Here is a 23127-nt window from a genome sequence, read left to right on the forward strand (position 1 = left end):
TCGGAACATTCCTGACAGCTGTGACGTTTTACCTGTATCAGGAAATTTCGATCACGGAGGTTCCCATGACCCTTGCCGATCTTCAGGCAAATGCCAAAGAACACGGCTTTACCCATCATTTCATGTGCGAACGCGATGGCGTGCGCAGCGACGGCACCGGTCATCTTTATGCCGCCGACGAACTGCGACTTGTCCATTCCAACAGCACCGATCACGGTACCGATCCGGGCGATGATGCGACACTTTTCATGATCGAGGCCAAAGACGGCACCAAAGGGATCATGATCGTCGCGGATTCATTCCATACCGACCCGCACAAGGCCCGCATCATCGATCAGCTGCGCCGAAACCGGGCGAACAGCTAGACAGGGCTAATAGCCAATTGTCACTTGCAAATGAAGTCGGCTGGAACGGTCGGTAATGACGTCTGCGTTATCGGCAAGCTCCCAGCCATAATCCGCCGAGACCGAGATTAACGGTCCGAGGAAATAACGCAGACCCAGTCCGGCTGATGCAACAGTGACGGCGGAATCCTCGCCAGCAATCGGAAACTTGTTCCGGCCAGCCCCCAGATCAGCAAATGTCAGAAATGTCAGGCTGTCCTGAGCCGGAAGATCAATATCGGCCAGGTTTTGCGACAGTCCGGGCAGCAAATCGACAAGCCCGAAGGACGGAGCATGCAACTCAAACCGGCCAACAATTGCCTCATCGCGATAAATTTTGCCATCCTGATAGCCGCGCACCGCAGATGAACCAGTCATCATGAGCTGTTCGCTTCCCAGAAGATTACCGGATGCCAATTGTGCATTGACCGATCCATGCAGGCGGAAATCATTGGGCAAGGGCGTGGCAAAGGAAAAGGCCCCCCGGCCGATAAGGTAATTGGCCTTTGCCCCCGAACGACTGGTATTGAAATACTGATCCTCATTTCGCGATGTCAGGCCACCGGGGCTGGCAACGATGGTGCCGCCAAATCCGAACGTTGTGCCATCCATCGTATAATTTCCGGAATAGCCGGCCTCGGCCTGAACGACATGGGTCACATTGTCTGTAACCGGCGTGGTGGAATAGAGCAGGGTGTTATCACTTGATTTGAACGGCACACTGAAATTCAGCTGTTCGGTATAGGCTCCGACCGTCTCAAGCGGAGAATCACATCTCCGCCTGATCGGGCTGACGATTAATCTTCATATTTTTCAATGCACTATACAGAATCTTTCCAGGGATAAAATTCAACCTGCACATCATGGATATGTGATTTCCGCGCATATCATGCTTGACATCCCTTCTTCTGATATAGATAGTTCGGTAACCGAACGAATTAAATAAACCAAATAAAAATCAGATCATCAGGAGAGGCCGGTGAGCGAAACTTTGCGCATTTCCCGGAAGTTTTCCCAGCGTGCAGTCATGGAGACCATCGTCCAGAATGGTCCGATTTCGCGTGCATCCATTGCCAAACAAACCGGTCTGTCAAAACAGACGATTTCCGAAATTGTCCGTCAGCTTGAAGAAGCCGGCTGGGTACAGGAAACCGGGCGCACCGGCGGCCATATCGGTCGTACTGCTGTTACCTATGAACTGATCCCTGACGCTGCCTTCATTGCCGCAGTTGATCTTGGCGGCACCAAGGTTCGCGTCGCCATTGCCGATCTGGCCTGTCAGGTCTTTGCCGAGGAAGTCGCTCCCACCGATCCCCGTGGCGGTCAGGATCTGGTCAACCAGATTGCCGAACTGTGCTGGCAAGCGGCCCGCAACCAGAAGATCGACCGCGACCGCATCCGCCTTGCAGTTATCGGCGTGCCCGGTGCCCCGGACCCGAAAACCGGTCGGGTTCTGCTGGCGCCAAATATTGCCGGTTTTGAAGACATGAATGTCTTTGCCGCGTTTGAGGAGGCGTTCGGCTTTGACGTCATGCTTGAAAATGACGTCAATCTGGCTGTTCTGGGTGAAAACTGGCTCGGCGAAGGCCAGGGCATTGATAATCTGGCCTTTATTGCATTGGGCACCGGGATCGGCAGCGGCCTGATGGTGAATGGCGAACTGGTGCGGGGCGCCCGGAATGCGGCTGGCGAACTTGGTTTCCTGCCATTCGGTGCAGACCCGTTTGATAGCGAGTCCATTCGGGCCGGGGCTTATGAACGTGTTGTGGCCTCGGTCGGAATGGTCCAGCGTTACAAGGCATTGACCGGGCGTGACGTCAAAGTGCCCGAAATCTTTGATGCCGCCAATGGCGGCGAAGTAGCCGCCAGTCAGGTTCTTGATGAAACGGCCCGCTATCTTGCCTTTGGGGTGGGTGCGATTGCCGCCATCGCCAATCCGGAAAAGATCATTCTTGGTGGTTCCATCGGTGATCGTCCGGAACTGATTGCGCGCACCCAAAAATTCCTGATCCAGATCATGCCCCAACCGGTCGAAATCGTGCCCAGCAACCTGCATCAGCGCGCCGCCATCATCGGGGCTGCGGCCATCGGGCTTGGCCATCTTCATAATACCTTTTTCGGGGCTGATGCCCCGGACGGGCGTATTTCCCTGCCCCCGGCCAGCTCGGTATCGCTGCAAGGAGCCGGGAAATGACCCAGACATCCGACCTGCACACCAGACTGGCCAAATTGCTTGATCGCGATGATGCGCTTGACCTGTTCCGGGGGGCCATCGGGGCTGAAAGCATTACAGGAAACGAAGCCAACTTCGTCGCCTATCTTGCCAGCCAGATGGAAAAGCGCGGTATTGAAGCCATCGCAACCGCCGAATTTGAACCCGGTCGCCCCAATATCTGGGGAGAGCGCAAAGGGACCACCAGTCATTCCGATAACACATCGAAACGACTTCTGTTTATCGGTCATACCGATACGGTCCATGTCGATGGCTGGCGCGAACATTGGCAGGGCACAGAACGAGAAGATCCGTTTGGTGCGCCATTGATCGACGGTGAAGTCTGGGGCCGGGGATCCGGTGATCTCAAGGCCGGGATTTGCGCATCACTTGCAGCACTCAGCCTTCTGGATGCAGCGGGTATCCGGCTTAAAGGCGATCTTGCCTTTGCCTATATCGGCGATGAAGAAAGCGGTCAGCCCGGATCGGGCATCTCGGCCGGGGTCAAGGATTACACCAACCGCATCAAGGCAGGCGAGATCGCCAAGCCGGACTTTACAGTCTATGTCGAACCAACCCGTCTTGCGGTCTATCCGGCCCAGATCGGCTTTTACATCGCCGATATCAAAATCACCGGGAAATCGGCCTATTTCGGGGTGCCGGAACTGGGCAAGGATGCACTGAAAGCCGCACATTCCGTCATGTCCGCACTGTGGTCGCATTCGGATGACCTGAAATCGCGCGGGCATCACGACCTGATCGGCGAGGGCTTCCTTCTGATCACCGGACTGACCGGCGGCGGTTTCATTGCGGTTCCGGAAGAATGTTCTTTGTCGCTGATCCGCAAACTGTTGCCGGGCGAAAGCCTGGATGATGCGGCCCGCGAAATGGAAGACGTCATTCGCAGCGCCATCGTTGATCCCGATATTGCAGTTTCGATCAGCTATCCGGCTGGTCGTGATCATCCGCTTGGAGGATCAGCCGCCGAAATCGACCCGACTTTGCCCGAAGTGCGCGCTTTGTCCGAGGCTGTCGCTGGTGCGATGGCAGGACGGGGCACCATTGAAGGCGCGCCGTTCTGGTCGGAAACCCCGTTCTTTGTCAACGAGCTGGGCACACCGGCGGTCTATTGCGCGCCCGGTGATATCCGCAACTGCCACACATTCGAAGAACGCGTTGATATCGAAGAATATTTTGCAGGCATCGTCGCCTTTGCCTGCTTTATGGCCCGTTATTGCGGAGTCGCAGACTGAGACCAGGCGACAGCTTACCACCACCAGAACCGACCAAAAACAAGACCAAACAAGACAAAAAACACATTATCTATCAGAGGAATGGCTCATGCTGATCAAGGGATTGCTTAAAACCGGTCTGATCGCCGGTATCATGATGACAAGCGCACTCGCCCATGCCCAGACCGTTGGTCCGAACGGCGAAACCGCAACGCCAAGTGCCGAAATCACCCTGTCGGACGCCGAGTTTGCCAGCCTGAAGGAAAAGGGCCTCAAGGCCGCTTTGCTGTGGCATACCTCGTCTGATTTCATCAATGCGGTTTCGGCTGGTGCCACCGATGAATTCGCCAAGGCAGGCGTTTCAATCGCCGTGACCACCGATGCCGGATTTGATGCCGCCCGTCAGCGCAGTGACATTGAAACCGCCCTTACCGCCGAACCCGACGTGATCCTTGCCCTGCCGCTTGATCCGGTGACCTCGGCCGCAGCCTTCCGCGAGGCAGTTGCCAATAATACCAAGCTGGTCTTCCTGTCGAACCTGCCATCCGGGTACGAACATGGCAGCGACTATGCCGCCATCGTCACCGATGACCTGTTCGAGATGGGCAAACAGGCCGCAGATGCCCTTGCCAGGGATATCGGTGAAAAGGGTAAGGTTGGCTGGATCTTCCACGATGCCACCTATTACGTCACCAACCAGCGTGACAATGCCTTTAAAACGACAATCGAAAAAGATTATCCGGGCATTGAAATCGTTGCAGAACAGGGCATTACCGACCCGGCCCGCGCCGAGGAACTGGCATCTGCCATGCTGCTTCAGCACCCGGACCTTGACGGCATCTATGTCACCTGGGCCGAACCGGCAGATGGCGTTCTGGCCGCCCTTCGTGCGAGTGGCAACAAACACACCAAAATCGTGACGCTTGATCTGTCCGAGCCGGTCGCGCTTGACATGGTACGCGATGGCAATGTCACCGCGATTGTTGCCGACAAGGCCTATGAACTCGGCCGCGCAATGGCGGCAACCGGCCTTAAGGCGCTTCTGGGTGAAGAAACCCCGGCCTTTATCGTGGCCCCGGCACTGACAGTCGAAAAGGTCAATGTGCTTGAAGGCTGGAAAGAATCGCTTAACCGCGAAGCACCGGAATCCGTGATCAAGACCCTGAACTAGGGCGAAACAGACTTTGCAGCGGGTCGTCTGCCCCGGGCGGGCGGCCCCTCGTCAAACCACGTTTTTTCGGAGAGTTCGGACATGCGATCCCTCAAAACCTTTTCGCCCTGGCTTGCCTCGATCCTGGTTTCGATTGCCGTCACCAGTCCGTTATCTGCCCAAACCGTCGGCCCGAACGGCGAACAGCCTACCCCGGCTGCAAGCATTCAGCTGGATGATGCGGAAATTGATGCCATCAAGGGCAGCAATCTTACCGCGGCCCTCGTCTGGCATGAAATGAGCGAATATACCGATGCTGTCAATCGTGGCGCACAGGATGAATTCAAGCGCCTTGGTATTGAAATCATTGCACAAACCGATGCCGGTTTTGATACCGCCCGTCAGCGCGCCGATGTTGAAACCGTGATGGCCAAAAACCCGTCCATCATCCTGTCCTTGCCGGTCGACCCGACAAGTGCTGCTGCGGTCTATAACCCGGCACGCGATGCCGGTGTAACGCTGGCCTTTGTCGATAACGCACCGACCGGCTATGTCCACGGCAAGGACTACGTGACAATCGTATCCGATGACCTGTTCCAGATGGGCAAGAAGGCAGCCGATGCAATGGCGACTGCACTCGGTGGCAAAGGCAAGGTTGGTTATATCTTCCACGATGCCGATTTCTACGTCACCAACCAGCGTGACAATGCCTTCAAGACCACGATTGAAAAAGACTATCCAGACATTTCAATCACTGCCGAAGCCGGAATTGCCGATCCCGCCCTTGGCGAAGAAATCGCCCATGGCATGCTGATCCAGAACCCCGATCTTGATGGCATTTATGTCACCTGGGCCGAACCGGCACTCGGGGCCCTGGCCGTGCTTCGTTCGATGGGCAACAAGGACACCAAGATCGTGACCCTTGATCTCAATGAACCGGCGGCACTTGATATGATTTCCGGTGGGAACTTTGCCGCCATTGTTGCCGATGAGGCCTATAACATTGGTGTAACAGCTGCCCGTGCGGCGGCGGCAAATGCCGCCAATGGCAAATCTGCACCACCGTTTCTTGTTGTGGACTCGCTTGCAGTCACCAAAGACAACATTCTTGATGGATGGAAACAATCTCTGTCCAAAGAGGCCCCGGCAACCATTGCCGACAGCCTGAAATAAGCGCGCATGCAGGCGTACCCGACTGGTGTGCCTGCATTCCCTGAATACATCCTAGGAGGGAAACTTCCGTGTCCAGTCCCCAATCTGGCTCTGCACAGAAACCCGCTGCTATCCGCGTCGCACTTGGTCTTAACTTGCAGCAGTATGTCGTCTATTTCGGCTTTCTGGCGATCTTCCTGTTCTTTGCCGTAACTCTTGGTGATAACGGGTTCCTGTCGGTCAGAAACCTTTCGAACATTGTGTTGCAAACCGCACCGGCGACCATCCTTGCCATTGGTCTGGTTTTTGTGCTTTCGGCTGGCGAGATCGACCTTTCCTTTGGCTCCATCGTTGCCATGTCTGCGCTGGCAGCCGCCGTCGTGATGAATGAATATGGCATGACAGCCGGTATTCTTGCCGGCATGGCGACCGGTATTGTCGCAGGCGCGGTCAATGGTGCAGTCGTTGCCTTTGTCCGTTTGCCATCGTTTCTGGTGACCCTTGCGACCATGGGGCTGTTTGCCGGGATTGCGCGATCCATGACCAATTTGCGCTCGATCCCGGTTATGGATCTTGATTTCGCCGGTTTCTTTGGCTCGGGCAGCTTCCTTGGCATTCCGTCCCTGATCTGGTGGACGGTGATGGCGGTTGCCATCGGACATTTCATTTACCGTGAAACCCGTTTTGGCGCGCATGTATTGGCAACCGGCGACAATCCGCGCGCAGCCAGCGTTTCAGGCATCAAGGTCGCGCGCATTCGCCTTTATGTCCTGACCCTTTCGGGTGCGCTCGCCGGTCTTGCCGGACTGCTGTATGCCGGGCGCTTGCAGGCCGCCAAATATACCCTTGGGGAATCTGATCTGATGACAGTGATTGCTGCTGTCATTGTCGGCGGCACCCTGCTTCATGGTGGCAAGGGCACGATTATTGGCGCGCTGATCGGATCACTGATGATGGGGATGCTTAATAACGGGCTGATCCTGATGGGGCTTTCCGTTTCCGATCAGATGATCGTCCGGGGTCTTATCATTCTGGCGGCGGTTGCTGTCTCGTTGCGCGAAAAAGCGCGGTAATCCAGAACGCAGGAGCAAAAAATGTTTCTTGATGTATTGCGTCGCCGCAACCCGAAATTCATCGAAGCCGCCATGGCCCTTCACCGCGACGGCAAGGTTCCGGCAAATGCCTATATCCTTGATCTTGATGCGGTCGAGGCCAATGCCCGCACCCTTAAGACCGAAGCCGACAAGCACGGCCTTAAAATCTTTGCCATGACCAAGCAGGTCGGACGCGCCAGTTCGTTCTCGCATGCGGTCATGCGTGGCGGTATTGACCGGTCTGTCGCGGTCGACATGGCGTGTGCGCGTGCAACCCATAATGCCGGATTGCGGGTTGGCCATCTTGGCCATTTGCAACAGGTAGCAAAGTTCGAAGCCGACGCCGCAGCCGAACGGTTACGCCCGGATTACTGGACCGTCTTTAACGATATCAAGGCCAAAGAAGCCGCATCGGCGGCCAAAAAGGCCGGTTATGTTCAGGATCTTCTGGCCCGCATCCATGCCGAGGGGGATACATTCTATCGCGGCCATGAAGGCGGCTTTGCTGCTGATGATATCGCAGAAGTTGCTGATTTCCTTGATGATCTCGATGGCGGGCGCTTTGCCGGTATCACCACATTCCCCGCCTTGCTATTTGATCATGACAGCCGCAAGGTCCTGCCGACCCAAAATCTGGGTACGCTTGCCAAGGCAGCCGACCTACTGGCAAAACGTGGTCGTTCTGATATCGAAATTAATGCACCGGGCACCACGTCATCGGTGCTTCTGGCTGGTCTTGCCGAAGCAGGCGCGACCCAGTGCGAACCGGGCAACGGCATTCATGGCACCACCGCCCTGCATGTGGTTGAAGATTTGCCCGAACTGCCAGCGGTTCTTTATCTGACCGAGGTCTCGCATCTTTCGGGTGGCAAGGCATATTGCTTTGGCGGCGGGTTCTATATTGATCCGATCTTCCCCGATTATGACGTGCAGGCCATCGTTTCCGATGAACCGACCACCGCAAGCACCGCACTTCGGTCCGTTGAAGTCCCGCCACCCTCCATGATCGATTATTACGCGATGATTGATGCCACCGGGCCAAAGGCCCCGAAACCGGGCGATACCGCCGTGTTCGGGTTCCGCGGGCAGGCCTTTGTCACACGCGCCTATGTGGTGGGTGTATCGGGCATTTCGACCGGTAATCCGGTTGTTGAAACCATTGAAAACAGCTTTGGCGAAACAGCCGCCTGGCCGGTATAGGAGATTAGGGATGAACAGCCAAAAACCGGTCCTGAGCCTTAAAGACATTCAAAAGCATTTCGGTGCCGTAACGGCCATCGAGAATTTCTCGCTTGATATCCATCCCGGCGAGATCGTCGCCCTTGTCGGGGACAATGGCGCAGGAAAATCGACCCTGATCAAGATCATATCGGGCGTGTATGCGCCGAGTTCCGGCACGATCACGATCGAGGATGAAACCGTCTCGATGGCCAGTGCCGAAATCGCCCGATCCCACGGGATCGAGGTGGTCTATCAGGACCTTGCCCTTGCCGATCAGCAAAGTGTTTACATGAACATGTTCCTGGGGCGTGAAATCACCAATCGCTTTGGCCTTCTTGATCGCAAGACCATGATTGCCGAAACCCAGAAGCTGGTCGACGAACTTGATGTTCGTATTCCAAGCCCGCATGCGACCATCCGCGATCTTTCGGGCGGGCAGCGTCAGGGGGTGGCGATTGCTCGTGCGACCCGCTGGGCCAAAAAGGTCATCCTGCTGGATGAACCGACCGCCGCCCTTGGGGTTGCCGAAACCGCCAAGGTCGAGGAAATCGTGGAATCTCTCAAGGCCCGCAATATCGGTGTTCTGATCATCAGCCACAGCCTTGATCAGGTCTTCCGCCTGGCCGATCGCATCTGTGTACTGCGTCGCGGCCAGCAGATCGGCATTCGCGAAACCGCCAAGACAGATAAAAACGAAATCATCGGCATGATTACCGGCCTGCAACAGCAGGATGCCGCTTAAAAACCGTTATTGAACTACCGGCAATAAACCATCTGTCGATCACTCAACGACACGGCCCCGCTTTTGCCGTCCGAAAACGCAAAAAAGGGATACCAACGGCTTGGTACCCCTTTATCTGTGTCATGGCGCTTCACAGCCGATGGAAACGTTTGATCACCACAAATGATGGACGTGCGGGGCGATGCGCTGCTCATAGATTTTGCGGAGTTCGCCGATCACTTCTGGCGACAGTGGCGCAACATCACTTGCCGCCGCATTCGCTGCTGCCTGGGCTGCATTCTTTGCCCCCGGGATCACAACACCAACCGACTCTTCCATCAGAATCCAGCGCAGGGCGAACTGCGCCATGGTGATATTGTCCGGAACCAGTCGGCGGATTTCCTCAATAGCCTCGAGCGCGACATCAAACGGCACACCGGCAAATGTTTCGCCTTTGTCAAACGCCTCGCCGTTGCGGTTAAACGCCCGGTGGTCATCAGCGGCAAAGGCGGTTTCCTTTGTCATCTTGCCCGTTAATAGGCCCGATGCCAGCGGCACACGAACGATGACCCCGACATTCTTTGCTTTTGCCTCGCGGAAGAAAAGTCCGGACGGGCGTTGGCGGAAGATGTTGTAAATGATCTGAACCGACGCGACGCCGGGATATTCGATGGCTTTGAGACCTTCTTCGACCTTTTCGACCGAAACACCGTAATTGCGGATTTTCCCGGCGGTGACCATTTCCTCCATCACCTCGAACACATCCGGGCGATAGAAAACCTCTGTCGGCGGGCAATGAAGCTGCACAAGATCAAGACAATCCGTCGCAAGGTTCTTAAGGCTGCGTTCAACAAACGCTGTCAGGTTCTGCTTGTTGTAGCCCTCGGACACATGCGGATCGAGGCGACGTCCGGCCTTGGTTGCGATGAACGGACGTTCGCCACCGCGTTCTTTCATGACATCGGCGATGATTTTTTCCGACCGGCCATCACCATAAACGTCGGCGGTATCAATGAAGGTCGTGCCGTTATCAAGGGCGGCATGCAGGGCCGCACGCGCGTCAGCCTCTGAAACATCGCCCCAGGCGCCACCAATGGCCCAGGCACCGAAACCGACTTCCGAGACCGTGCGCCCTGTCTTACCAAATTTTCTGTAGTTCATGTATTGTTGCTCCTAAGGCATTAACTGGCCGCCATTGACCTCGATGATCTGGCCCGTGATGTAGCCCGCCATGGCGTTCGAGGCGAGAAACAGGAACGCCCCGACACATTCATCCGGTCGGCCCACGCGGCCCATCGGTACTGTTGCGCTTTGCGCGGCAAGAACATCAGGCGGTGTATAGCGGTCATGAAACGGCGTCTGGATAAGGCCCGGCGAAACAGCGTTCACGCGAATGCCGTCTGCCACAAATTCCTTTGCCTGTCCGCGTGTCAGGCTGCTGACAAAGGATTTTGCCGCCGCATACAGCACAGCACCACCGCCGCCGCCATTGCGCGCAGCAATTGATGTCGTATTGACCACAAAACCGTTTTCCGACGCTTTGAGGTAAGGATACGCCGCCACCGTGGCTTCCCAGACCGATTTGCCATTCAGGGCAAAGACACGGTCAAGATGCTCGGGTTCGACCTCGGTCGTGGGCACACGTCCGAGCATGCCGCCAGCATTATTGATCAGGCCATCCAGCCCGCCAAGCATCCGGGCGGCTTCCCTGACAACTTTCGTCGGTGTACCCGTTACACTCATATCGCCCTGAACAGGAAAGACATGTTCAGGAAACTCTGCCTGAAGGGCAAGTGCTGCTTCACGGCTTTCATTATAATGAAGGGCAACCCTGGCACCCTGTGCGGCAAACCCCCGGACAATCTCGGCCCCGATCCCGGTTGAGCCCCCGGTTACCAAAACACGCCGCGACAACAGGTCTGGAATCCTGATTGCCTGAATATCACTCATCGTATTCCTCCGGCTAAATTGTCTGACTTTTGGCCAGATTACTTGTTGCACGGACCGGTGTGGTGTGGTTTCTCATGAATTGAAATCATCCACAAAGTGAATAGAGTTCAACTTGGCTGGAATCGACCGCGCAGAGTTTGCCGATCTACGCCTGTTTCTGGCGATTGTCCGCCGCCAGAGTTTCAAGGCTGCGGCGATTGAATTCGGGCTTTCACCGTCGGCCGCAAGTCACGCGATCCGCCGTCTGGAAAGCCGCCTTGGCGTAAAGCTGATCAATCGAACCACCCGCGCAATCGTGGCAACCGAACTGGGTCAGGACCTTGCAACCAAGCTTACAGAGGGCTTTGACAAGCTTGATGAAGCACTCCAGACGCTTGATGCACCCGGTGCCGCCAGCTTTGGCGAGGTTCGCATCAACGCCTTTTCCGATGCCGCACACCTTCTCATCGCCCCCGCACTACCTGAATTTGCCAAGACCTTTCCCGACGTCAGCCTCGGCATTGTTGTTGAAAACCGGCCGATTGATATTGTCGCAGAAGGATATGATGCCGGCATCCGATATGGGCATCTGGTCCCGGAAGACATGGTTGCCGTCGCCCTCAGCGGCCCCCAGCGCTGGGTGGTGGCAGGCGCACCAAACTACCTTGAACGGCACGGAAAACCCGATACCCCCGAAGATCTGCGCAATCACACATGCCTGCAACTTCTTCTGGGTGACAATTCGCGTTTTCCCTGGGAACTTGGCACCGGCCCGGATCAGAAAAGCTATCGCGTGCCCGGCCACATCACCATTCAGGACACGGCGACCACGATTTCGGCCGCCAAGGCCGGGCTTGGCCTGGCCTATCTGCTGGAATCACGGATTGCGGATGAACTTGCCAGCGGGCGGCTTGAAATCGTGCTGGAAGACTATGCATCATCTGATGATCCCTTCCATATGTATTACAGCAGCCGCCACAACAATCATCCGGGCTTGCGCGGCCTGATCAATATCATCCGAAAACAGAACGGCCTGTCGCGCATATGATCTCACCCAGGTCAGCAATGATCGGCACCCAAGATTTGGCAAGGCGGCAAGCGCTTTCAAACGTCTTGCGATAAGGGTGCAAAAAGCACCAACGATGATGGATTAGCGCCGATAAACCGTCTGCCGGTAATTCAGCGCCTCGGCAATGTGGCCGCGTTTGACACCCGCACTTCCGGCCAGATCGGCGATGGTGCGGGCCACCCGAAGAATACGGTGATAGCCGCGCGCCGAGAGCTTCATCTGACGCGCCGCATCCTGAAGCAATCCGCGCCCGTCAGCATCCAAAGCCGCGGCTTCTTGCAGGACTTCGCCATCGGCCAGCGCATTGGTCGATATGTTTTCGTTTTTATATCGTAACATTTGCAGTTCCCGGGCCAGAAACACCCTTTCGCGAATGATCGCACTGCTTTCACCATTGGCTGGCAAATCAAGCTCTTCAGGCTTTACCGCCGGGACCTCGATCTGAATATCAAAGCGATCGAGAAGCGGCCCCGATAACCTTGCCTGATAATCCTCGCCACATCTGGGCGCCCGGGTACAGGCCAGATCATTATCGCCCAGATAGCCGCAACGACACGGATTCATTGCTGCTACCAGTTGCACCCGTGCCGGATAGGTCACATGCGCATTGGCGCGCGCCACGGAAACCTGCCCGGTTTCAAGCGGCTGGCGCAGGGCATCCAGCACATTGCGCTGAAATTCCGGCAATTCATCAAGAAACAACACCCCGTTATGGGCCAGTGAAATCTCGCCCGGTTTTACCCGGTGACCACCTGTAAAGAAACATAAAATATGAGACTTACAGGTATGAGTAAAAACAAAGGCTTATGGGTGGATTGGCTCACTAAATATGAGACTGAAACACAAAATATGAGACTCGGCAAAAATTACAGCCTTGCTGAGAGTCTTTTTGAAATCCTTGATGACATCTCCGCTGAAACACGCGGCGCACGTGAAATTCGGCCAACCGACCGATCAATAACGGGTTTACTAAAAGTAGCCCCTGACCAACCACAAATACCCTTCGAATCGTCACTGGAACGCGATTTTGCTATCTTGATGACCGGAAGAAGGGGTGTTTTTTCAATCGAAGCTCAGCCGGTCACCATCAGATATCTGGATGACCTGGGCAAAGAACGAACCTACACGCCCGACTTTCTAATCACGCGTTATCGTCATGAGTTGGAGCGGCCGGAATCTGGCCTGCACACCATGCTGGTGGAAATCAAATACACTTCCGACCTTGATGGTAAAAATCAGCCAACCCTTTTGCAAAAATTCAAGCACGCAAAACAATGGACCGAGTTCAAAGGCTGGTCCTTTAGCGTCTTCACCGAAAAAGAAATCCGAACATCAGAACTTGAACGTGCTCGTGAGCTCCTGCCCTATCGCTTTCTGGATTCTGATACTCCGGTAGAATCTGCAATTGACCTGTTTGTCCAGCAGCACAAAGTTGCGACAATCCGGCAAATCACAGATGCTCTTCACAATTTTTCTGAGGAACAAGTTCACACAGAAGTTCTCAAGATGCTTGCGACACATCAGCTTTTTGCCGATGATGAAAGTAGATTAGATGCTGATTTATCGATCTATTTATTATAGTTTCGATATCGTTATGTTTCTTTTGCGTAGGCTAGGAATTTGACATTCCAAAACACTCAGCCAGACAAAATTGACGACGAGCGTTGGGATAGCGCGCTCGAACGTCGGCAAGTTATTGAACGATGGCTTGAAATTGCCAGCCCGACCAAAGAACTGGCTGCAGATTTTGCTGCTAAATTGAATTGCAGTGTCCCGACGTTTTACCGCTGGGTAAAAAATTTCAGGAAGGATCATCAGACTTCGAGTCTTGTGGTTGGCCTTAACAGAGGCAACAAGACCAAACAACGCCTCCATCCCGACGTCGAAAAAATTATCTCTGATGTAATTAAAAACCTTTATCTGACAAAAGAGCGTCCGATACGGGCACGTGTTGTCGAAGAAGTCGAGTTGCAGTGTTTCAAAGCCAAACTTTCACCTCCTTCAAAACCTACCATTTATCGTCGAATTGCAGACGTCCCGGCTTTCATAGCGACAGAACATCGCTATTCTAAAAAGAAAGCGAAACATCTTTTTGAGCCACACAAGGGTTCTGCAACCACGGCAACTCGTCCTCTCGAACAAGCCCAAATCGACCACACCCCGACCGATATTACTCTTGTTGACCCTAATGAACGCGAAGGAATTGATAGAGCCTGGATCACGTCGGCCGTCGATTCATACAGCCGCGCCTGCACGGGCTTTTATCTTTCTTTCGGAGCGCCAAGCTCACTATCTACCGCCCTCTGTCTGACACAAGCTGTCCTACCCAAAGAGCAACTGCTGCGTGAACATAAAATCTCGGGCAATTGGTCAATGCAGGGACTTCCGGAGAAAATTTTCGTCGATAACGGCTCAGATTTCCATAGCGCAGCCTTCAAACGAGGCTGCGATCAACACGGTATTTCCCTTGACTATCGTCCTAAAGGAGCACCGCAATTTGGTGCTGTGATTGAGCGTTTCATCAAAACGCTGAACCATAGATCCCATAATATTCCCGGTACGACTTTCTCCAGCAGTCATCATCGGGGCGAGTACGACTCCCAGGGACGAGCCTGTATGACCCTCAAGGAGTTGGAAGGTTACCTTCTGGAGTTTATTGTTAACGTCTACAATCAGAGGCTCCACCAAGGTATTGGCATGCCTCCCGCTGCAAAGTTCGAACAGGGTTTTGGTGAAAATGATCCCCGTTCAATTGTCCGGCGCCCACGTTTGCCCAGCAATCAAAAAACATTCCTGATCGATTTTCTACCTGTCATGACACGCACCGTTCAGCGATATGGCGTACGTGTTGACGGCATCAACTACTATTCTGACATTCTGGGACAGATATTGTTTGATGGGGACAAGCGGAAGTTTGAACTTCGACGCGACCCTAGAGATATTTCGACGCTGTATCTCTATCACCCAGAAGACAAGACATACTATGAGCTTCCCTATCGCGACCCGAGCCAGCCTCCCATGAGCATTTGGGAGCTCAGACATATCAAGGATAGGATGCGGCGAGAGGGTAAAGACCAGGTCGATGAAGGGCGTATTTTTGCCGGTTATGAAGCTATGCAGAACCGCATCGCAGAGTCAGTGGCTTCCACTCAGAAGGCAAAAAAGCAGCGTAGAACCGAAAAGCGCCGCATGAATCCTCATGCGTCGCAAACGCACGCGGCCAAGCCTGCTCCGACCGAGCCTCGGGAGACGCTATCCGATGACGATCTGGAATTTGAATTCGATCCCTCAATGATTGAATCGGAGATCAAAATTCGATGACTGAGCACCTTCATAGTGAAGCGGCAAAATATCTGGAGGCATCACGGGACGAACAGATTCATTGGCTGAACACCCCTAAATGGTTCCCTTACGATACTGGCAATCGAATGCTTGAAAAGATCGAAGCAATGATCAAGCACCCGCCAACGCACCGCATGCCATCCATGATGCTGGTCGGCGAAACCAATAATGGGAAAACCATGATTTTGGAGGAAGCTCTGAGCCGTCATCCGCGTCGCTCAATTCCAGAGGAAGAAGCTGACCAAATCCCGGTTATTTTTATCACGATGCCACCAGGGCCTGAACTTCGACGATTCTACAAACAGGTCCTCGATAAAGTTGGAGCTGTTCACCGACCCAGCGATACAACAGCAAATCTCGAAAGCCAGGTACTGCACGTTCTTAAGGGCGTCGGTACGCGCCTCATCATTATTGATGAACTTCATAACATCTCGGAGGGCAAATTTACCCAGCAGCGTCAGTTCCTCAATATGCTGCGCTTTCTGAGCAATGAGCTTAGGCTTTCCTTTATCTGTGCCGGCACCAAGAAAGCCATCCGGACCATCCAAACCGATGATCAGCTGGCTAATCGCTTCAAGCCATATAACCTTCCTGAATGGAAAGACGGAAAGGATTATCGAAGGTTTCTCTATTTTCTCGAATCTACTTTGCCACTTCCAGAGCCATCGAACCTGCATAAATCTGAACTGGCGAGGACCATTCTAACAATTTCAGAACGGACCGTTGGAGAGATGGTTTCGTATGTGAAAGAAGCGACTTTCATTGCGCTTGATGAAAGTTCCGCTCATCTCAAACCACATCATTTTGAAATTGCGGACTATACATCACCTTCACGCCGCAAAGCAGAAGCCGAACAAATTGCCGGGTAAATGACCATGTTACCGGTTCGCCCAAAGCCTCAAGTCGATGAGTCTTTCACAAGCTGGCTGATCCGCGTCGCGAACGCAAACGGCATACCTGTCGGTACCTTCTGCCATTTCCTGTCAAAGCATCAGCATTTTTTTACACGGGATACTGACCGACCAACAGATAAACAGATTGTCTGCGACCTTGCCCGTCTGACAGGCACGCCAATTTCAGCGGCCGCCGAAACAACCATCCATCTTTTGGAACGACGCGTGTTTCCCATGCTGAAGCCGAACAATGTGCAGCAGATGATTACAGTTCTGGGAGTTTATCACAGAACCCATCGTAAATATGGCCAAGCCTTCTGCCCTCAATGTTTGGCTGATGAGGGTTACTACCGATTGTCGTGGCGGCTTGTGTTCATTACTCAATGCACAATCCATTCTCAAAGACTGCATGATCGATGTTGGCAGTGCGGCGAGCCTGTATGTCTTCATCGCAGTCCTTGGCATACCTGTCATTCTTGCGGGTTTGATCGCCGGGAAGCTGAAGCTTTACCAATAGACAGTCATGCAGAAAGACTGCAGAAAAGGCTCGAACAGGGTTTTCGTACAGGAACACTTTTCTGGGATGTACCGATGCCATCCCCTCAATCGTATGCCAAACTCGTTTATGACCTCATGAGCATATTGCATCATCGAGCACCTCGTGTCGCAAGGTTACGGGAAGTCATACGAGAAATGTCAGGCGGCCCCGAATTTAGCTTTGAAGGGGAACAAAAATCGCAAAGGCTGGAGAGCCTCAGTTGTGAAGATAGACACAAACTCATGGCCATCGTCGGCCGGGCACTTCAAGACTGGCCATGGCGGCTTATTGCATATGCGATGCGTGCAGATTGCTGGCATTCGTTCCTGCTTAAAGATTTAAAAAATCCGCATCCGGCACTTAGCGAAACCGCCACACGTTACCTGACATTTTCTCCAAACTAGGATAGCTGCAAAAGTTCTTCAATGATCAGGGGCATGTTTTCAGGCTTGGGATCGTCACGTTCCAATCTTTTGGCGTAGCAGTTCACGGTACTCAACAAATCTAACGTGGTAGGCCAACCGTTCATCCCGTCTACTTCGTGGTCCGCCCGCATCGTGAAATACAGAATATCCCTAATCAAACGGACAGGAAGCTTCAACAAAGTGACTGGATGAGCGACAAATGCTGGGCGTCCTTCATAGAGGCCGTTGCGCAATCTTCGCTCAATAAACATCAAATAACTAAATTTTCCGCGGTTGGGCACCCGACAGACCATCACCAGTAAATTTCGGCCGTTGCCAGCCTTTCTGAGTGGAATACATCCCGGCCATTCGCGTGTACTCGGAAACTCAATTACAGCAAATTTACCGTCAGCTACAGGAATCCAATCATCTCCGAGTGTTGCGATTCGATTTCCGGTTTTTCTCTGGAGAGTTGCCAAAGCTCTTGCCAAATCAGGTAACGGGTAATCGATCGGATCCCCACCTGGCTCTGGCCGCAGCTCTTCACTTTGACCATCGTCCACCAATTCAACGAGGTGAAAAGGTAAAGGGATTTTCGGTGAACAACCGAACAGGTCACGCGCGACCGTCGCTTTTCGTTTGCGTAACTGCTGCGCTATTTCGATGTCTACATCTGGAGAAAACTCCAGTGTTGAGTGCAAAGTCCCGCTCGAGAAGGGCTCCGCAAATGACCCGCTTGCAACATCACCCTCAACAAACTGGTATTTTGGACCTATCTGGTTTTGCTCCAGCTCTTCCAAGTGCTTTTCAATGCGAATGTCTGCGTTTGGCGGAACAAAGTCACTGGCTTCCAGATTCAGAGTTTCCCCATCAAACCCCAGATCAGCCGGCTCGGACGTTACACCGATGATCTCTTGCCCACCGGCTCTCGTGACTGAAAATACTCCATCTTCCGTTTCAAACGCCATTTTCTCAGGCTTTGCCGGAACAACGACCTGAATCGTAGATGCCAAGCGCAACGCTCTAATTCTCTGAATTTGAAGAACGTTAATCGCATGGGAGCTTTCGGTGATGTCATATTCCAGAGGTAGGCGAATGTCAGATGTAAGGCCTGCTGAGAAGCCCGCGAACTTGATTTCAAACGGATCGCTAAATGGCAAAATCAATCTTGGTGGACAAATTGGCCAACGATACGGGCTTAACCCCTTCAAAATCAGCGAACCACATTGCCCCAAAAATGCTTCCGCATTCTTTCCCATTGATAAAATGTTAGCCAACTCAATCGCCGCCGCAAATTTGGCGCCAGCGTTGTAGTTTTTTGGATAGATTCGAATATGCCCATGCTCAAGCTCAAATGGCTCACGGTAAAACCGTTCGACAACGGGCTGCGTTTTCCCGTTCATCAGGCCAACTAACAGCTCAGAACAATATCCAGTCAGATACCAGAGAAAATCTGCACAACTCATAATGAATTGTGTTTGGTGATCTGCCCCCTTTAGCCGACCGGAAACGAGTAATCGGGGAGAGGGAAGTTCTAATGGACCAAACTTCTCCAGATTGTCTGGAATATTGATCCACTGATAGTGGTCTATACTATGGGTGAGCCACTCAAGCCGCGCAGTCTTGGGATCAAGAGTCGCATGGAAGACTTCCAGATCAGGAATAGGTGAGTGAATGCGATTATTCCAAACACGCCCCTCTCTCATCAATCCGAATTCTCGCACTGGAAACTTGCGGTAAACCCAGCTCTCGGTTTGCGCCCGAGCAGCCAGATACGTAACAACATCAATTCCCGATTTATTCTTCGATGTCGGAAAAACGTCCTCACAAGGCGCAAATTTGGCGAGACCCCAAATCTGGTCTGCACGATAGCCAAGATTTGGAGATTCTATGGGATCATGTGTGAAACCGACGACATCGAGAAGAATGTGGGGGGTTCTAAAAGGAGCAGTACGCAGTTGCGGTGTTTCAATAGACGGGATGCGATCAGACATGGACCCCCAACATGTGTGTTTTACCAAATTCATCAGGTGTCCCGTGTCTGAAAGCAACACCAGACGACAGAATATATTGTGCGCTTAACAAACTATTTTCTCGATCCTGCGCGTCCTCCTTCATTATCGAAAGATCGAAAAATCTGTTCATGCAACAGGCCATCTTTGGGCTGCAGATAAGGTAAAAGGCCACCGGTACTTTTGTGGCGGGTAATCTTGCGGATATCCGCATCCGAGAGACCCTCCCAATGCGCAGTTGTTGCTATTCCGCTTCGTAGTGAGTGTGCGCCGAACTCTTGGGGAACCTTGTCACACAACAACAGCAATCGCTTTACCAGACGATTTATGTAGCGGTCAGAAACCGCTCTTTTTTGAATTTTTCCATCGCGGATTGCAGGAAAACAGGGACCATCAATGGGTCTGTTACTCAACTGGTACCAGTGTTCCATCGCATTAAAGGCGCAAAGCGACGACGGCACTTTGGGTATCCACTGGAAGACGGCATCGCTGTGGTTCTTTGATGGCTTCAGACGTACGATCAGGTGAGCATCTTCAAAAACAATGTCATCCCAACCGATTGCAACAATCTCGGAGCGCCTTAATGCCAGAGAGAATCCGATCAGCAAAGCGGCCCTATCCCGGGACGCCTTTGGACCGTTCTCTGGCAAATGATCCAGCATTTGCCCCAATAACACGGGAGCGATCATGCGTTTGCGTTTGGGATCATGACCTCGCTCCCGGCGAATACCTCGCATGAAACGACGCAAATAGTTTCGAGGATCCTTAAACTCCAGACCGTTCATCGCACACATAAAGTGGATGGCCGCGAGATCTTGTTCGAGAGCACTTTGTCCCACTTTGGCTGAGCGCTCTGTCAGAAAGAGCGTAATCGTCTTAGGGTCGGAATTTGGCTTTTCAATGCCCTTGGCCGCACACCAGGCTTCGTATCGTCGCCAGGATGCGAGATACCGTGTGCGCGTTGAAGGTGCCAGCGCCTGATCCATAATGCGTCCCGCCCGGTTGGCGAGTTCGAGAAAGGAGTTACCTGATTCGATCGTTCCGAATCCTGTATTAAGAGCAAATCGTTAGAAAAAGACGGTAACAGAAAAAACAAACCAAGAACAATTGATAATTTTTGACCTAAAATCAAAACTTCAATGGGAAAATGAAACGATAATCTGTTTATGAACTCTGACCAATGACGTCAGACTTTATGTCCTCATTGATCTATTATCCTGTTACAAAATATACACCAATAGTTGCATAATTAAATTAGATGCATCAAATTAACAACCGTATCCAAGGTTGGGAGGCTAACCGTGTTCAACAACTTTTTTTCAGGGGATCCGGTTATTGAAAAACCGAGAGCCGTTTACGCAAAACTCGATAAAATTGAGTCTCTCGACGGGGTAGGCTCACAATCCGACTCATATGTATATTTTGATACTGTTGACGCAGACTGGTTCAACCGTACTTGGAAAAAATATCGTTCTGAACGAAAACACCAAGATGCTTCAATAAACTGGTTTAAGGTAGCGCCCATATCGATCATTGTGGGAAAAAGAAGCCTGCTCTTTGGAAAATATGTCTCAACAGATGAGCTAGATTCACTGAGACATGAAATAGATGCCCCAACAGATGAAATAGAGGAGAGAGGTAACTGGTATCTTCTAGAATTTGCGAACGATGGCATCCCTGTTGATCAATATTTTGGCCTGTTCTCTCCTCCAGTTTCAAGGGTGATAGCGTCACCTCAAAGAGTATCTGCTGAGTTTGAAAAAAGTCTCGGAGACTGCTTTGACCTCGATGACATTAAAGATGCGACGGTGAGTGATATAAAGAAGACCCTCAATCCCTCGTGCAACTCGGTTGAAGGTGTAGCGGTCTACGATGTTGGTCAGGGTAACTGTAATGCACTGCTTAGAAACGTGTATTCCCCAGCTCCAACATTGTACTTTGACTTTGGAGGAGGAGCTCTGGCTAACCAATCGACCTTTCCGACCAAACTGCGTCACTTCTGCAAATCACTTAAGCAGCCAGTAATTCTATCTCACTGGGATTGGGATCACTGGTCATCGGCTCAGAGAGACTCAGGCATTCTTCAACATACTTGGATTGTACCACGCCAAACATTAGGAGCTGTGCATCGCACATTAGCCGCCAACATAGACAGCAAAGGAAAATTACTGATTTATCCAAATAATATAGGAAGCATACGTGTAGGTTCTGTAGAATTGATCAAATGCCAGGGGCGAGGACGGAATCATTCTGGGCTAGCTTTGATCGCAACTCATCAAATTCTGGATAGGCGTATATTGCTCCCGGGCGATGCCAGATACAACGTTATACCCAATTGTCTGAGTAGAGCTATTACAGCTTTTACTGCACTTGTAGCACCACATCACGGTGCAGATATGCGATTTAGGCGAGTTCCAGGCCCAGACTACTGCGGCTTTAATCGCATTGTTTATTCTTATGGTCCCCAAAACACTTTTTATCATCCGCGACAAATCACTATCGACCGCCATAAAGATGAAGATTGGGATCACAAGCTGGAGACTGCTGAAGCGCGTAAACGCTCTCCCACTCAACTTGGGCATTTGCTACTGACATTTGATAATAGCTATGTGCCAAACACAAGACTGTTTCCTCCATGCGGGGGCAACTGCCAACTAGATCTTGTTGAAGGATAAATTCTTTTCTCGGAAACCTGTCGGCTCATTCCCAAACGTCACCAACAATGTCCCCTAACCAAGGATCACACACGGCTTCTTGATCAAATGCGCGAGATCTAACAAGGTCCATAATCAAACGGAGCTTATCTGAGGCATCTGATGCGGTCCGCTGCTGGCCGCTTTTTCCTGAGAACGCTCCATAGGGGTGACCACCACGGCGCTCAAATTCCTCGATCATATAGCCGTAAGCAGCAGACAATCTCAGCTCGGGAATCCTGTATCTAAGCTTCTCAAAGATTCTGAGCGCTTCTCGATCCAAGTCCCCCCAGAATAGTTTGGTCTTATCGCTTTTGATGAGGGTGGACAACTCTTGGCGCGTATTGTCCACAGGACAAGACACGACCTTACCCATCAGCAATCTCTCGCCAAGATTTTCCAACGAGATGCCGTACCCGAATGAACAGATTCCAATGATCGAACGTTTAGACGGAGACTGAGAAAAGGCAGTAAATGCGGCCATATTTTCTATGAAAACGATAGCATCTGCATCTTCTAGTCTTGGACCTGCTGTCAGGACATATTGAACCCGATTATATCCGGCGTCTTTGGCAACCCCAAAGGCCTCAGCCACTGGCGCACCCAGTGTGTCCAAAGCCTTGGACGAGCCAAGCAAGTGTTTCGCCGAAGTGATATATGGATCTCGGTGACTTACCCCTTTATCGTTGAAAATTGCAATCAAGCCTTCGAGTATTGATATTTGATCAGCTTCGGACAGTTCCAACACTGAGGATGAGACACGCTGTAGTGCCGCTTTTTGTGGAACATTCAGTTTATCTTGGTACTTCGCAATAACCTCTTGCCATCGGGCATACTCGGCAGGGATGTCTTCTCGTTTGAGATCAAGTTGGACGTTGCGCAGGGGCCTCATACCATGGCTGAACACGCCCCGAAGCTCACCCAACGCTTGGAGCTCTCGCAATGACTCTATGATCATTGGTGTATCAAAGCGCTCAGGTAACCTCTCTTCGAGAAGTACCCACAATCTCGACTTCCTTATAGTTCCGGTTCTTGTGCCTGATCGCAGTGCGGCACGCACAATATCGAGATCACCATCTTGC

20 protein-coding genes and 1 pseudogene are annotated in these 23127 nt (G+C 52.4%); 14 read left to right on the forward strand and 7 right to left on the reverse strand.

The genetic code is table 11. From position 1 onward, the window contains the following. Window positions 1-65: 65 nt before the first annotated feature. Entirely contained in the window at window positions 66-365 is a 300-nt protein-coding gene (locus tag ACTU44_RS01695; RefSeq protein WP_114096855.1) for a phosphoribosylpyrophosphate synthetase, read from the forward strand. A 6-nt stretch (window positions 366-371) separates the two neighbouring features. On the opposite strand, the gene ACTU44_RS01700 is transcribed toward ACTU44_RS01695, so the two are convergent. Then, the gene (locus ACTU44_RS01700) at window positions 372-1103 is read right to left on the reverse strand and encodes a ShlB/FhaC/HecB family hemolysin secretion/activation protein (RefSeq protein WP_462096506.1); all 732 of its coding nucleotides are present in this window, start codon (window positions 1101-1103) and stop codon (window positions 372-374) included. A 259-nt stretch (window positions 1104-1362) separates the two neighbouring features. Here ACTU44_RS01700 and ACTU44_RS01705 point away from each other — a divergent pair, with 259 nt between their 5' ends. The 7 genes from ACTU44_RS01705 (at window position 1363) to ACTU44_RS01735 (ending at window position 9186) form a co-directional block, all read left to right on the forward strand. Then, window positions 1363-2577, forward strand: a complete 1215-nt coding sequence (locus tag ACTU44_RS01705; RefSeq protein ID WP_114096349.1) for an ROK family transcriptional regulator — start codon at window positions 1363-1365, stop codon at window positions 2575-2577. Continuing rightward, window positions 2574-3848 carry a M20 family metallopeptidase gene (locus ACTU44_RS01710; protein ID WP_462096507.1) on the forward strand — a complete coding sequence of 425 codons (1275 nt, stop codon included), beginning with the start codon at window positions 2574-2576 and terminating at the stop codon, window positions 3846-3848. Before ACTU44_RS01705 ends, ACTU44_RS01710 begins: the two co-directional genes overlap by 4 nt. Before the next feature lie 88 nt (window positions 3849-3936). Continuing rightward, window positions 3937-4998 (forward strand): substrate-binding domain-containing protein, encoded by a 1062-nt coding sequence (locus ACTU44_RS01715; protein ID WP_462096508.1) that lies wholly within the window; start codon window positions 3937-3939, stop codon window positions 4996-4998. A gap of 81 nt (window positions 4999-5079) precedes the next feature. Then, the gene (locus ACTU44_RS01720; protein ID WP_462096509.1) at window positions 5080-6150 is read left to right on the forward strand and encodes a substrate-binding domain-containing protein; all 1071 of its coding nucleotides are present in this window, start codon (window positions 5080-5082) and stop codon (window positions 6148-6150) included. Window positions 6151-6218: 68 nt separating this feature from the next. Continuing rightward, complete coding sequence (locus ACTU44_RS01725) at window positions 6219-7202, forward strand: ABC transporter permease (RefSeq protein ID WP_258548573.1); 984 nt, start codon at window positions 6219-6221, stop codon at window positions 7200-7202. A gap of 21 nt (window positions 7203-7223) precedes the next feature. Continuing rightward, on the forward strand, window positions 7224-8423 hold the full coding sequence (locus ACTU44_RS01730) for an alanine racemase (protein ID WP_462096510.1): 1200 nt from the start codon (window positions 7224-7226) through the stop codon (window positions 8421-8423). A gap of 10 nt (window positions 8424-8433) precedes the next feature. Further along, complete coding sequence (locus tag ACTU44_RS01735; protein ID WP_114096354.1) at window positions 8434-9186, forward strand: ATP-binding cassette domain-containing protein; 753 nt, start codon at window positions 8434-8436, stop codon at window positions 9184-9186. A 153-nt stretch (window positions 9187-9339) separates the two neighbouring features. On the opposite strand, the gene ACTU44_RS01740 is transcribed toward ACTU44_RS01735, so the two are convergent. Then, a complete protein-coding gene (locus tag ACTU44_RS01740; RefSeq protein WP_462096511.1) occupies window positions 9340-10326 on the reverse strand; it encodes an aldo/keto reductase in 987 nt (328 codons plus the stop codon). Window positions 10327-10338: 12 nt separating this feature from the next. Continuing rightward, a complete protein-coding gene (locus ACTU44_RS01745; RefSeq protein WP_462096512.1) occupies window positions 10339-11115 on the reverse strand; it encodes an SDR family NAD(P)-dependent oxidoreductase in 777 nt (258 codons plus the stop codon). Window positions 11116-11227: 112 nt separating this feature from the next. On the opposite strand from ACTU44_RS01745, the gene ACTU44_RS01750 reads away from it, so the two are divergent. Then, window positions 11228-12142: a LysR family transcriptional regulator gene (locus ACTU44_RS01750; RefSeq protein ID WP_462096513.1), complete on the forward strand. Its 915-nt coding sequence runs from the start codon at window positions 11228-11230 to the stop codon at window positions 12140-12142. Window positions 12143-12244: 102 nt separating this feature from the next. On the opposite strand, the pseudogene ACTU44_RS01755 reads toward ACTU44_RS01750, so the two are convergent. Beyond that, window positions 12245-12916 (reverse strand): annotated as a pseudogene (locus ACTU44_RS01755) (ATP-binding protein); the annotation flags it as partial. 33 nt (window positions 12917-12949) lie between these two features. Between ACTU44_RS01755 and ACTU44_RS01760 the strand changes: the two are divergent. Genes ACTU44_RS01760 through ACTU44_RS01775 form a run of 4 tightly spaced genes read left to right on the forward strand, consistent with a single transcriptional unit; the run spans window position 12950 to window position 17340 of the window. Continuing rightward, window positions 12950-13744, forward strand: a complete 795-nt coding sequence (locus tag ACTU44_RS01760) for a TnsA endonuclease N-terminal domain-containing protein (protein ID WP_168173392.1) — start codon at window positions 12950-12952, stop codon at window positions 13742-13744. A gap of 39 nt (window positions 13745-13783) precedes the next feature. Further along, a complete protein-coding gene (locus ACTU44_RS01765) occupies window positions 13784-15484 on the forward strand; it encodes a Mu transposase C-terminal domain-containing protein (RefSeq protein WP_083952718.1) in 1701 nt (566 codons plus the stop codon). After that, window positions 15481-16374, forward strand: coding sequence for a TniB family NTP-binding protein (locus ACTU44_RS01770; protein ID WP_083952717.1), 894 nt, complete (start codon window positions 15481-15483; stop codon window positions 16372-16374). Before ACTU44_RS01765 ends, ACTU44_RS01770 begins: the two co-directional genes overlap by 4 nt. 6 nt (window positions 16375-16380) lie before the next feature. Next, entirely contained in the window at window positions 16381-17340 is a 960-nt protein-coding gene (locus tag ACTU44_RS01775) for a TniQ family protein (protein WP_168173391.1), read from the forward strand. On the opposite strand, the gene ACTU44_RS01780 is transcribed toward ACTU44_RS01775, so the two are convergent. Then, window positions 17337-19334 (reverse strand): hypothetical protein, encoded by a 1998-nt coding sequence (locus ACTU44_RS01780; RefSeq protein WP_143588684.1) that lies wholly within the window; start codon window positions 19332-19334, stop codon window positions 17337-17339. The two genes, ACTU44_RS01775 and ACTU44_RS01780, sit on opposite strands and share 4 nt — an antisense overlap. Window positions 19335-19426: 92 nt before the next feature. Then, window positions 19427-20338 (reverse strand): tyrosine-type recombinase/integrase, encoded by a 912-nt coding sequence (locus ACTU44_RS01785; protein ID WP_063086209.1) that lies wholly within the window; start codon window positions 20336-20338, stop codon window positions 19427-19429. A 315-nt stretch (window positions 20339-20653) separates the two neighbouring features. Between ACTU44_RS01785 and ACTU44_RS01790 the strand changes: the two genes are divergently transcribed. After that, complete coding sequence (locus tag ACTU44_RS01790) at window positions 20654-22027, forward strand: ComEC/Rec2 family competence protein (RefSeq protein ID WP_143588683.1); 1374 nt, start codon at window positions 20654-20656, stop codon at window positions 22025-22027. 25 nt (window positions 22028-22052) lie between these two features. On the opposite strand, the gene ACTU44_RS01795 is transcribed toward ACTU44_RS01790, so the two are convergent. Then, window positions 22053-23051 carry a Wadjet anti-phage system protein JetD domain-containing protein gene (locus ACTU44_RS01795; RefSeq protein ID WP_063086213.1) on the reverse strand — a complete coding sequence of 333 codons (999 nt, stop codon included), beginning with the start codon at window positions 23049-23051 and terminating at the stop codon, window positions 22053-22055. Between the last annotated feature and the right edge of the window lie 76 nt (window positions 23052-23127).

Source organism: Thalassospira sp. SM2505 (genome assembly GCF_054901115.1).

Coding starts and splice junctions, on each gene's coding strand:
- ACTU44_RS01695 (WP_114096855.1), top strand. CDS start 66: ATGACCCTTGCCGATCTTCAGGCAAATGCCAAAGAACACGGCTTTACC.
- ACTU44_RS01710 (WP_462096507.1), top strand. CDS start 2,574: ATGACCCAGACATCCGACCTGCACACCAGACTGGCCAAATTGCTTGAT.
- ACTU44_RS01715 (WP_462096508.1), top strand. CDS start 3,937: ATGCTGATCAAGGGATTGCTTAAAACCGGTCTGATCGCCGGTATCATG.
- ACTU44_RS01720 (WP_462096509.1), top strand. CDS start 5,080: ATGCGATCCCTCAAAACCTTTTCGCCCTGGCTTGCCTCGATCCTGGTT.
- ACTU44_RS01730 (WP_462096510.1), top strand. CDS start 7,224: ATGTTTCTTGATGTATTGCGTCGCCGCAACCCGAAATTCATCGAAGCC.
- ACTU44_RS01735 (WP_114096354.1), top strand. CDS start 8,434: ATGAACAGCCAAAAACCGGTCCTGAGCCTTAAAGACATTCAAAAGCAT.
- ACTU44_RS01740 (WP_462096511.1), bottom strand. CDS start 10,326: ATGAACTACAGAAAATTTGGTAAGACAGGGCGCACGGTCTCGGAAGTC.
- ACTU44_RS01745 (WP_462096512.1), bottom strand. CDS start 11,115: ATGAGTGATATTCAGGCAATCAGGATTCCAGACCTGTTGTCGCGGCGT.
- ACTU44_RS01760 (WP_168173392.1), top strand. CDS start 12,950: ATGAGTAAAAACAAAGGCTTATGGGTGGATTGGCTCACTAAATATGAG.
- ACTU44_RS01770 (WP_083952717.1), top strand. CDS start 15,481: ATGACTGAGCACCTTCATAGTGAAGCGGCAAAATATCTGGAGGCATCA.
- ACTU44_RS01775 (WP_168173391.1), top strand. CDS start 16,381: ATGTTACCGGTTCGCCCAAAGCCTCAAGTCGATGAGTCTTTCACAAGC.
- ACTU44_RS01780 (WP_143588684.1), bottom strand. CDS start 19,334: ATGTCTGATCGCATCCCGTCTATTGAAACACCGCAACTGCGTACTGCT.
- ACTU44_RS01785 (WP_063086209.1), bottom strand. CDS start 20,338: ATGGATCAGGCGCTGGCACCTTCAACGCGCACACGGTATCTCGCATCC.